Below are 9329 nucleotides of genomic sequence, written 5' to 3'. Positions count from 1 at the left end.
GAGCCGGTCTGCGCGGTGCTGCGATGGGCTCCGCTCCAGAGCCGGGAGCAGGGTCGTGATGTCGGCTCGCGTGCGTAGGGTTGTGGTCACCGCCGCCACCATGTTCACCATGGCGGTCACCGCCTCGCTGGGCTTCTGGCAGCTTGATCGCGCGCGCCAGAAGATCGCCTTGCAGACGCAGATCGACCAGCGCGCCCACCTCCCCGCGTGGCAGGTGGCCGATCTCCTGGGCGCGAGCGATCCGCAGGAGGGTGTGCACCGGCCGGTGCAGTTGCGCGGGCAGTGGGTGGTTGAGGCCTCGGTGTTCCTGGACAACCGGCAGATGAGCGCCCGCAACGGTTTCATTCTGGTCACGCCCCTCAAACTCACCGGCAGCGCGCGGGCGGTGCTGGTGCAGCGCGGCTGGGTGCCGCGCGACTTCACCGACCGCAGCCGCGTGCCCACCATCGACACGCCCCCGGGCGAGGTGCAGGTGGAGGGCCGCCTGGCCCCGCCGCCGGGCAAGCTGTACGAGCTGGGCGGGGCGGGCACGGGGGCGATCCGGCAAAATATCGATCTCGGCACTTTTGCCCAGGAAACCGGTCTGAACCTGCTGGCCGTGTCCGTGCAGCAATCCGGTGCCTCCCCCGAAGGACTCTTGCGCGAATGGCCGCGCGCCGCGGTCGGGGTCGACAAGCACCACGGCTACGCCTTCCAGTGGTTTGGTTTGTGCGCGCTGGCTGGCCTGCTCTACCTCTGGTTTCACATCATTTCCCCCCGCCGAAAGCGCATCTCCCATGGCACAGACGCCCGATGAACCCCTGACCCTCACCGTGCACAGCCTGCCCCAGCTTGATCAGGCGGGCGCTGGCGCGGTGGTGAACGCCCGTTCCGGGCGCTGGAAGCTGCTCGGCCTGGCGCTGGTGTGTGCGGCGCCGGTGGTGGCGTCGTACCTCACTTACTACGTGATCCGCCCCGAAGGCCGGCGCAACTACGGCGAACTGATCGACCCGCAGCGCCCGTTGCCCGCCATTACCGCCGTCAATGCCCAGGGCCAGACCGTGCCTCTGGCGACGCTCAAAGACCAGTGGCTGCTGATCAGCGTGGCCGACAGCGCCTGCGCCGAGGCCTGCCAGGAGCACCTGCTGCTGCAGCGCCAACTGCGCGAGACGCTGGGCCGCGAGAAGGACCGGCTGGACTGGGTCTGGCTGCGCACCGGTGACACGCCGCTGACCGAGCCTTTGAAGCAGGCCACTGCGGCTGCGCAGGTGTTGCAGATCGATGGTGCGGCCCTCGCTGCGTGGCTACAGCCCGCAGCCGGTCAGCAGATCGAAGACCACCTCTACGTGGTCGATCCGCTGGGCAACTGGATGATGCGTTTCCCCGCCAACATCGATCCCAAGCAGGCGAAACGCGACCTCGATCGTCTGCTGCGCGCCTCCGCCTTCTGGGACAAAGCCGGAAGACTGAACTGACATGGACACCCAGCCCCTCTACGACCTGGCCCCCATCGCCCGCATCATGTTGCTGGGCGTGGTCCTTGCGCTCGGCCCACTGGCTTGGGTGTGGGTGCGCAACCGCCATGCGCCGCCCGCGCAGCGTCTGCGTGTGCTCACACTGGTCACCTTGTTCCTCACCTTCGACCTGGTGCTCTTCGGCGCTTTCACGCGCCTGACCGATTCCGGCCTGGGCTGCCCCGACTGGCCAGGCTGCTACGGCAGCGTGAGCCCGGTGGGCGCGAGTGCCGCCATCTCGGCCGCGCAAGAGGCCATGCCCACCGGCCCGGTCACGTTCTCCAAGGCCTGGATCGAAATGATCCACCGGTACCTGGCCACCGCCGTGGGCGTGTTGATCCTGGTGCTGGCGCTGGTGAGCTGGCTGGAGCGCAAGCGGCTGTCGGTGTCCTTTGTGTGGCCGCTGGTCACGCTGGTGTGGGTCTGCGTGCAAGGTGCGTTCGGCGCGCTCACCGTCACCATGAAGCTGTTCCCTGCCATCGTCACCCTGCACCTGCTGGGTGGGCTGGGGCTGCTGGCGCTGCTGCGCGCGCAGGCGGTGGGCTACCAGCTGGCCCGGCCCGGCGACCGCGGGCCGCTGGCGCTGCCGGGGCGCCTGCGCACCGCGTTGGTGGCGGTCACTGTGTTGCTGTGGCTGCAGATCGCGCTGGGTGGCTGGGTCAGCACCAACTACGCCGTGCTCGCTTGCAGCGAATTCCCCACTTGCCAGGGCAGCTGGTGGCCGAGCATGGATTTTCAGGAGGGCTTCGCGCTGTGGCGCCATCTCGGCATGAACAGTGCCGGTGAGGCCATCGCCTTTCCCGCGCTCACCGCCATCCACTACGTGCACCGCCTCATGGCCTTCGTGGTGCTGGGCGCCATGGTGTGGCTGGGCTGGCGCCTGTGGCGCGTGCCGGGCATGGGCCGCACGGCGCGCGCCCTGCTGTTGCTCGCGCTCTGGCAGTTCGCCAGCGGCCTGACCAACGTGGTGCTCGACTGGCCGTTGCTGGCCGCGGTGGGCCACACGGCCGGCGCCGCTGCGCTGGTGATCGTCTTCACCGGCGCACTCAGCGGCACGCGCAGTGCCGCACCCCGCCGCGCCGAAGCCCCTGGCGCCGGTGCCCCGAACATGTTCCGATCGACCCCATGAGCGCCGCATCCTCCCCCTCTGTGGCCGTGGCCTTGCCCTCGGTCTGGCGCCAGTACCACGCGCTGACCAAGCCGCGCGTGATCCAGCTCATCGTGTTTTGCGCGCTCATCGGCATGGTGCTGGCCGTGCCCGGCGTGCCCACCTGGGCGCAGGTGCAGCTCGCCGCCACCGCCTGCTTCGGCATCTGGCTCGTGGCCGGTGCCGCTGCTGCGTTCAATTGCGTGGTCGAGCAGCACATCGACGCCAAGATGAAGCGCACCGCCTGGCGCCCCACCGCCAAAGGCCAGCTCACCAACGGCAAGACGCTGTCGTTCTCGGCGGTTTTGTGCGGTGCCGGTTCGGCGGTGCTGTACTTCGCGGTCAACCCGCTGACCATGTGGCTGACCTTTGCCACCTTCGTGGGTTATGCGGTGATCTACACCGTGATCCTCAAGCCGCTGACGCCGCAGAACATCGTGATCGGTGGTGCGTCGGGCGCCATGCCGCCGGTGCTGGGCTGGGCCGCCATGACGGGCGTGGTCTCGCCCGAGGCGCTGATCCTGTTCCTCATCATCTTTCTCTGGACACCGCCGCACTTCTGGGCGCTGGCGCTCTACCGCGTGGAGGACTACCGCAAATCCGGCCTGCCCATGCTGCCGGTCACGCACGGCTCTGAATTCACGCGGCTGCAGATCCTGCTCTACACCTTCGTGCTGTTTGCGGCCTGCCTCATGCCTTTCATGATGCGCATGAGTGGCTGGTTCTACCTGGCCAGCGCCATTGTCTTGAGCATCGGCTTTTGCGGCTACGCCTGGGCGCTGTGGCGCAACTACTCCGACGCGCTCGCGCGCAAGACCTTCCGCTTCTCGTTGATCCATCTGTCGCTGCTGTTCGCCGCGCTGTTGATCGACCACTACCTGTGACCGCCATGCCTTCCCACACCGCACTCACCCGCCGCCGCTTGCTGGGCGCCACGCTCGGCGCCACCGGCCTGTTCATGGCCGGCTGCAGCGAACCCGCTGCCAGCTTCACCGGCATCGACATCACTGGCGCCGACTACGCCACCGGTTTTTCCTTGACCGACCACAACGGTCAACCGCGCACGCTGGCCGACTTCAAGGGCAAGGCCGTGGTGCTGTTTTTCGGCTTCACCCAGTGCCCCGATGTGTGCCCCACGACGATGACCGAGGTGGCCGAAGCCAAGCGCCTGCTGGGTGCCGATGGCGAGCGCCTGCAGGGGCTGTTCGTCAGCATCGACCCCGAGCGCGACACGCCCGAGATCATGAAGCAGTACATGGCCAGTTTTGACCCCAGCTTTCTCGCGCTGTACGCCGCGCCCGATCAGTTGGCCGCGTTGGCCAAGAGCTACAAGATGTACTACAAGAAGGTCGATGGCCCGACGCCCACCAGCTACACCATGGACCACTCGGCCGGCAGCTATGTGTACGACCCGCAGGGCCGCATCCGCCTGTACCACCGCTACGGCACCGGCTCGGCTGCATTGGCGGAAGACCTGAAGAAACTGCTCGCCGGGTAGGCCTTGGGCACCATCAAAAACAGCACCTTCTGGTGCTGTCTTTTTGGCGTCAGACCTTGTCCGCAGCGCTGGTGAAGGCGTCGGCGAAGAAAGCCTCTTCGGGCAAGCCCGCCTGGGCCATGTAGTCCCGTTTGGCCGAGTCGACCACGATGGGCGCACCGCAGGCATACACCTCGTGGCCCGACAGGTCAGGGACATCCTGCAGCACCGCCTCGTGCACGAAGCCGGTGCGACCGGTCCAGGCGTCGTCGGGCAGTGCGTTCGACACCACGGGCACATAGCGCAGATTCGGCATTTCTGCCAGCTTCGCTTCGATCCAGGCGCTCTGGTACAGATCGGCCGGGCGGCGACCGCCCCAGTACAGCGTGGCTTCACGGGTGATGCCCTTGAACTGCATGTGCTCGATGATGGCCTTGATGGGCGCGAAGCCCGTGCCCGACGCCAGCAGCACCATGGGTTTGGTGCTGTCTTCGCGCAGGAAAAAACTGCCGTAAGGGCCTTCGATGCGCAGGATGTCCTTTTCCTTCATCGCGCCGAACACATGGTCGGTGAACTTGCCGCCGGGCATGTGGCGCAGATGCAGCTCCAGCGAGGGCTGTACCGATTGCGTGTGAGGCGCGTTGGCCATCGAGTAGCTGCGGCGGTCGCCATCGCGCAGCAGGAACTCCACATACTGGCCGGCGTGGTACTGAAAAGCATCGCTGGCGGGCAGTTGCAGGCGCAGCACCATCACGTCGTGCGAGGCGCGCTCCAGCGCGCTCACCCGCACCGGCATCTTCTTGATCGGGAAGGCTCCGATCTCGGTGACCTGGCGCGACTCGATCACCACGTCGCTCTGCGCCACGCCGCAGCAGGTGAGCACGTAGCCCGCGGCCTCCTCATCTGCGCTCAACGCCTTGCTCTGGTGGGCACCGTGTACCACGCTGCCCGAAACCAGCCTGCATTTGCAGGAGCCACACGCTCCGTCCTTGCAGCCATAAGGCAGGCCGATGCCCTGGCGGATGCCGGCGGCCAGCATGGCCTCGTCGGGCTGGGCGGAGAAGGTGCGCCCACTGGGCTCGACGGTGATCGTGAATGTCATACTGGCATGGGATGGGTGAAAAGGCCCGACAGCGCAGCGCCTGTCCGGCAACCAGTCATTGTCTCAAATTCGGAAATTGCATGAGCCTTCTTGGCGCTTTGCCCGCACGCTTTCGGCGTGAACGGGTGTTGATCATTGGTTGTGGAGACGTGGGTCAGCGGGCCGCGCGCGTGCTGGGACGCTCGTCACGCGTGCTCGCACTCACCTCGAGTGCCGAACGCGTGCCCGCGTTGCGCGCGCAAGGCATCACGCCGCTGCGGGGCAACCTGGACGAGCCACAGAGCCTGCGCCGCCTCGCGGGTCTGGCCACCCGCGTGCTGCACCTGGCACCACCGCCCTCGGGTGAGTTGGTCGACTGGCGCCTGGACCCACGCACCCGCGCACTGACCCGTGCCTTGGTGCAGCGCTCGTTGCCGTCGGCGCTGGTGTACGGCTCCACCTCGGGGGTGTACGGCGATTGCCAGGGCCGATGGGTCGATGAGAGCACACCGGCGAAACCACTCACACCAAGAGCCTGGCGGCGGGTGGATGCCGAGGCCGCCGTGCACTGGCTCGGGCGTGCCACGGGCGTGCGCACCACGGCGCTGCGCATTCCCGGCATCTACGCCAGTGACCGCGAAGGTGGAACACCGCGCGAACGCTTGCGACGCGGCACGCCGGTGCTGCGAGCCGAGGACGACGTGTTCACCAACCACATCCACGCCGATGATCTGGCGCGCGCCTGCGTGCTGGCGCTTTGGCGGGGCCGGCCCCAGCGCAACGTGAACGTGGTGGACGACACCGAGCTGAAGATGGGCGACTACTTCGATCTGGCGGCCGACCTGTATGGTCTGCCGCGCCCACCGCGTGTGGCGCGCGACGCGGCCGGTGACCAGTTGCCGCTGATGTTGCTGAGCTTCATGAGCGAGTCGCGTCGGTTGCACAACCAGCGAATGAAACAGGAGCTGGGTTTGCGTTTGCATTACCCCACCGTGGCGCAAGGTCTGGCGACTTCACCAGGCTGAGCGGACAACAAAAAGGCCGCGCAGGAAACCTGCGCGGCCTGATCTGTGGTGCCCGGGGCCGGAATCGAACCGGCACGCCTTGCGGCGGGGGATTTTGAGTCCCCTGCGTCTACCAATTTCACCACCCGGGCGCTCTGAAAGGGGTTGCAAATTATGGCACAGTGCAGACGATGAACTACCCCACGATTGAAGACGCGATTGGCAACACCCCGCTGGTGGCCCTGCAGCGCATCGGTGCCCAAGTCAACGCGCAACGCGGCAATGTGGTGCTCGGCAAGCTCGAAGGCAACAACCCGGCCGGTTCGGTGAAAGACCGCCCGGCCGTTTCGATGATCCGGCGCGCCGAGGAGCGCGGCGAGATCAAGCCGGGCGACACCCTGATTGAAGCCACTTCGGGCAACACCGGCATTGCGCTGGCCATGGCTGCGGCCATCAAAGGCTACCGCATGGTGCTCATCATGCCGGAGGACCTGTCCATCGAGCGCGCTCAAACCATGAAGGCCTTTGGTGCGGAGCTCATCCTCACCTCCAAGAGCGGCGGCATGGAATCGGCCCGCGATCTGGCCGAAAGAATGCATGCCGAAGGCAAGGGCCGTGTGCTGGACCAGTTTGCCAACGCCGACAACCCGCGCGTGCACTACGAGACCACCGGCCCCGAGCTCTGGGCACAGACCGGTGGGCGCATCACGCACTTCGTGAGCGCCATGGGCACCACCGGCACCATCACCGGTGTGTCGCGTTTCCTCAAGGAAAAGAACCCGGCCATCCGCATCATCGGCGCCCAGCCCAGCGAGGGTTCGCGCATCCCCGGCATCCGCAAGTGGCCGATCGAATACCTGCCGAAAATCTACGATCCGAGCGCGGTCGACGAGTTGGTCTATGTGAGTCAGTCGGATGCCGAAGCGATGTGCCGGCAGCTCGCGCGCGAAGAGGGCATTTTCGCGGGTATTTCGGCTGCAGGTGCTTGCTGGGTGGCGCAGCAGATCGCGGCCCAGGTGGAGGGCGCGACCATCGCATTCATCGTGTGCGACCGCGGCGACCGTTACCTCTCCACCGGCGTGTTCCCGGCCTGACGCTCGCCATGCCCGCCAGCGCATTCCGCTATTGCCCCCAGTGCGCCACCGCGTTGGAGCTCATCACGCTGGCTGAAGACGGCGGCGACATTCAGCGCCTGCGTTGCCCGGCCTGCGGCTTCACCCACTGGAACAACCCCACGCCGGTGCTGGCCGCCATCGTGGAGGTGGATGGCCGAGTCCTGCTCGCGCGCAACGCGGCCTGGTCGGGTCGCATGTTTGGTCTCATCACTGGTTTCATGGAAGCCGGGGAGTCTCCCGAAGAAGGTATTCGTCGCGAAATTGCCGAAGAAACTTCGCTGGATGTGACAAAACTCACGTTGGTTGGTGTGCATGATTTTCAGCGCATGAACCAGGTGATCGTGACCTACCACGCGGTCGCACATGGCGTGGTGAAGCTCTCGCCGGAGCTGGTCGAATACAAGCTCATGGAGCCGGCCCACATCCGCTGCTGGCGCGCCGGCACTGGGTTTGCGCTGGCCGACTGGCTGCGCAGTCGCGGTATTGAGCCGGTGTTCATGGAAGACTTTCACAGGCCCGCAGACCCTGTTCTGTAACGCGAAAGCGCGCTGCATGGAAAAGACGCGCCGCTTAGAATGGCCGATTCCAAGGAAAGCCCCCATGCACGCCGACAAAGAACTTGATGCCCGCGGTTTGAACTGCCCGCTGCCCATCCTGAAAGCCAAAAAAGCGCTGGCCGACATGCACAGCGGCCAAACCCTGAAGGTGATTTCCACCGACGCTGGTTCGGTGCGCGATTTTCAGGCGTTCGCCAAACAGACCGGCAACGTGCTGGTCGAGCAGCAAACGGTGGGAGACGAACACTTGACGTTGCTCAAGCGCCGCTGAAACCGGCTTGTAGAAGCCCGCCCCATGGAAGTCCTGCTCGTCGATCCGCTGGTGCCCGAGGCCCTGTCGTGGCTGCAGGAGCGGCACGAGGTGACGTACCGCCCCGAGCTGGGCGACGATTCGGTGGAGCTGCGCAAAGCCACTTACAAGACACGCGCCATCGTGCTGCCGCCGCATGTGGTGGTGTCCGAGGAGTTCCTGAATTTTTCGCCCAAGCTCGAGATCGTGGCGCGCATGCAGATCTCCAGCGACAACACCGACCTCGACGCTTGCGCACGGCGCCATGTGCGTGTGTTGCAGGCGCGCAGCGCCACGGTGCGCTCCAACGCCGAGTACCTGCTGTACGGACTGCTCATGCTGTATCGGCGCGGCATGATCAGCGCGCTGCTGGGCCGCAAGATTTCCCAAGTGCGCATGGGCCGCGAGCTCTCCGGCAGCACCGTGGGTTTGTTGGGCCTGGCGCCGGTGGCCCACACGCTGGCGCCCATGCTCAAGAGCCTGGGTGTGCGCCTGCTGGGTTACGACCCCGCCGTGCACCACGCCGCCACCATCTGGAACAAGCTGGGCGTGGAGCCTGTGACCTTGCAGGACTTGCTGTCGCGCTCGGACGCGATCTCGCTGCAGATGGTCTACGCCTCGCGCTTCCGTGGCTGGATCAACGAGCGCCTGCTCAACCACTGCAAGCCGGGTCAGCTGTGGGTGGGGGTGAGCCGCAGCACGCTGTTCGATGCCGATGCGCTGGCGCTGGCCCTGTGTGATGGCCGCATCGACGCCTGTTTGATGGACGGCGCCAATCCTCAGTTCGCCGCCGAGGGCACGCCCCTGCACGGCATCCCCAACCTGCACCTCACGCCACGCCTGGGTTCGCACACACGCGAAGCCAAGTTGCGCGCGAGCTGGTATGTGGCGCACCGCATCCACGAAACCCTTTCGCCGCACGCGGTGGGTCAGGAAGGGCGGGTGAGTGATTTTTCGGTGCTGGACAGCCTGGAGTACAGCGAGCCCGAAGACCCGCAGGCGGTGACACCGTCGCAGTGGGGCTCGATCGCAATGCACAGGGGCTGATAGAAGGCACCCCCGCCGCGCTCCGCGCGACCCCCTCAAGGGGGCGACACCTGCGGCCTGGCAAAGCCAGTTCCGCGGTGTCTCTGGGTTAGCCACCTCTCGCCGGAGAGGTTTTGTTG

11 protein-coding genes and 1 tRNA gene are annotated in these 9329 nt (G+C 66.2%); 10 read left to right on the top strand and 2 right to left on the bottom strand.

From position 1 onward, the window contains the following. Window positions 1-58 precede the first annotated feature (58 nt). From ACN4F8_RS21110 to ACN4F8_RS21090, 5 genes are read left to right on the top strand one after another with little or no spacing between them, the layout of a single operon-like run. Complete coding sequence (locus tag ACN4F8_RS21110) at window positions 59-796, top strand: SURF1 family protein (RefSeq protein ID WP_419475376.1); 738 nt, start codon at window positions 59-61, stop codon at window positions 794-796. Beyond that, window positions 777-1454 carry an SCO family protein gene (locus ACN4F8_RS21105; protein ID WP_419475375.1) on the top strand — a complete coding sequence of 226 codons (678 nt, stop codon included), beginning with the start codon at window positions 777-779 and terminating at the stop codon, window positions 1452-1454. The genes ACN4F8_RS21110 and ACN4F8_RS21105 overlap by 20 nt, the downstream gene beginning before the upstream one ends. 1 nt (window position 1455) lies before the next feature. After that, window positions 1456-2622: a COX15/CtaA family protein gene (locus ACN4F8_RS21100; protein ID WP_419475374.1), complete on the top strand. Its 1167-nt coding sequence runs from the start codon at window positions 1456-1458 to the stop codon at window positions 2620-2622. After that, window positions 2619-3524: a heme o synthase gene (cyoE, locus tag ACN4F8_RS21095; RefSeq protein ID WP_419475373.1), complete on the top strand. Its 906-nt coding sequence runs from the start codon at window positions 2619-2621 to the stop codon at window positions 3522-3524. The genes ACN4F8_RS21100 and cyoE overlap by 4 nt, the downstream gene beginning before the upstream one ends. A 5-nt stretch (window positions 3525-3529) precedes the next feature. Beyond that, window positions 3530-4138 (top strand): SCO family protein, encoded by a 609-nt coding sequence (locus tag ACN4F8_RS21090; protein WP_419475372.1) that lies wholly within the window; start codon window positions 3530-3532, stop codon window positions 4136-4138. A 49-nt stretch (window positions 4139-4187) separates the two neighbouring features. Here the strand turns inward: ACN4F8_RS21090 and ACN4F8_RS21085 are convergent, their stop codons facing one another. Continuing rightward, on the bottom strand, window positions 4188-5219 hold the full coding sequence (locus ACN4F8_RS21085) for a CDP-6-deoxy-delta-3,4-glucoseen reductase (protein ID WP_419475371.1): 1032 nt from the start codon (window positions 5217-5219) through the stop codon (window positions 4188-4190). Window positions 5220-5299: 80 nt separating this feature from the next. On the opposite strand from ACN4F8_RS21085, the gene ACN4F8_RS21080 reads away from it, so the two are divergent. Beyond that, a complete protein-coding gene (locus tag ACN4F8_RS21080; RefSeq protein ID WP_419475370.1) occupies window positions 5300-6223 on the top strand; it encodes an SDR family oxidoreductase in 924 nt (307 codons plus the stop codon). A gap of 46 nt (window positions 6224-6269) precedes the next feature. On the opposite strand, the gene ACN4F8_RS21075 is transcribed toward ACN4F8_RS21080, so the two are convergent. Further along, window positions 6270-6354: transfer RNA gene (locus ACN4F8_RS21075), tRNA-Leu, on the bottom strand. Window positions 6355-6393: 39 nt separating this feature from the next. Between ACN4F8_RS21075 and cysM the strand changes: the two genes are divergently transcribed. The 4 genes from cysM (at window position 6394) to ACN4F8_RS21055 (ending at window position 9210) form a co-directional block, all read left to right on the top strand. After that, complete coding sequence (cysM, locus tag ACN4F8_RS21070) at window positions 6394-7296, top strand: cysteine synthase CysM (RefSeq protein WP_419475369.1); 903 nt, start codon at window positions 6394-6396, stop codon at window positions 7294-7296. 8 nt (window positions 7297-7304) lie between these two features. Next, window positions 7305-7853 carry an NUDIX domain-containing protein gene (locus ACN4F8_RS21065; RefSeq protein WP_419475368.1) on the top strand — a complete coding sequence of 183 codons (549 nt, stop codon included), beginning with the start codon at window positions 7305-7307 and terminating at the stop codon, window positions 7851-7853. A gap of 64 nt (window positions 7854-7917) precedes the next feature. Beyond that, on the top strand, window positions 7918-8145 hold the full coding sequence (locus ACN4F8_RS21060) for a sulfurtransferase TusA family protein (RefSeq protein ID WP_419475367.1): 228 nt from the start codon (window positions 7918-7920) through the stop codon (window positions 8143-8145). Between the two features lie 24 nt (window positions 8146-8169). Next, on the top strand, window positions 8170-9210 hold the full coding sequence (locus ACN4F8_RS21055; RefSeq protein ID WP_419475366.1) for an NAD(P)-dependent oxidoreductase: 1041 nt from the start codon (window positions 8170-8172) through the stop codon (window positions 9208-9210). The last annotated feature ends 119 nt before the right edge of the window (window positions 9211-9329 follow it).

The organism is Hydrogenophaga sp. (genome assembly GCF_048549895.1).
Lineage (GTDB): Bacteria > Pseudomonadota > Gammaproteobacteria > Burkholderiales > Burkholderiaceae_C > Hydrogenophaga.
This window is presented reverse-complemented; position numbering and strand designations above follow the sequence as displayed.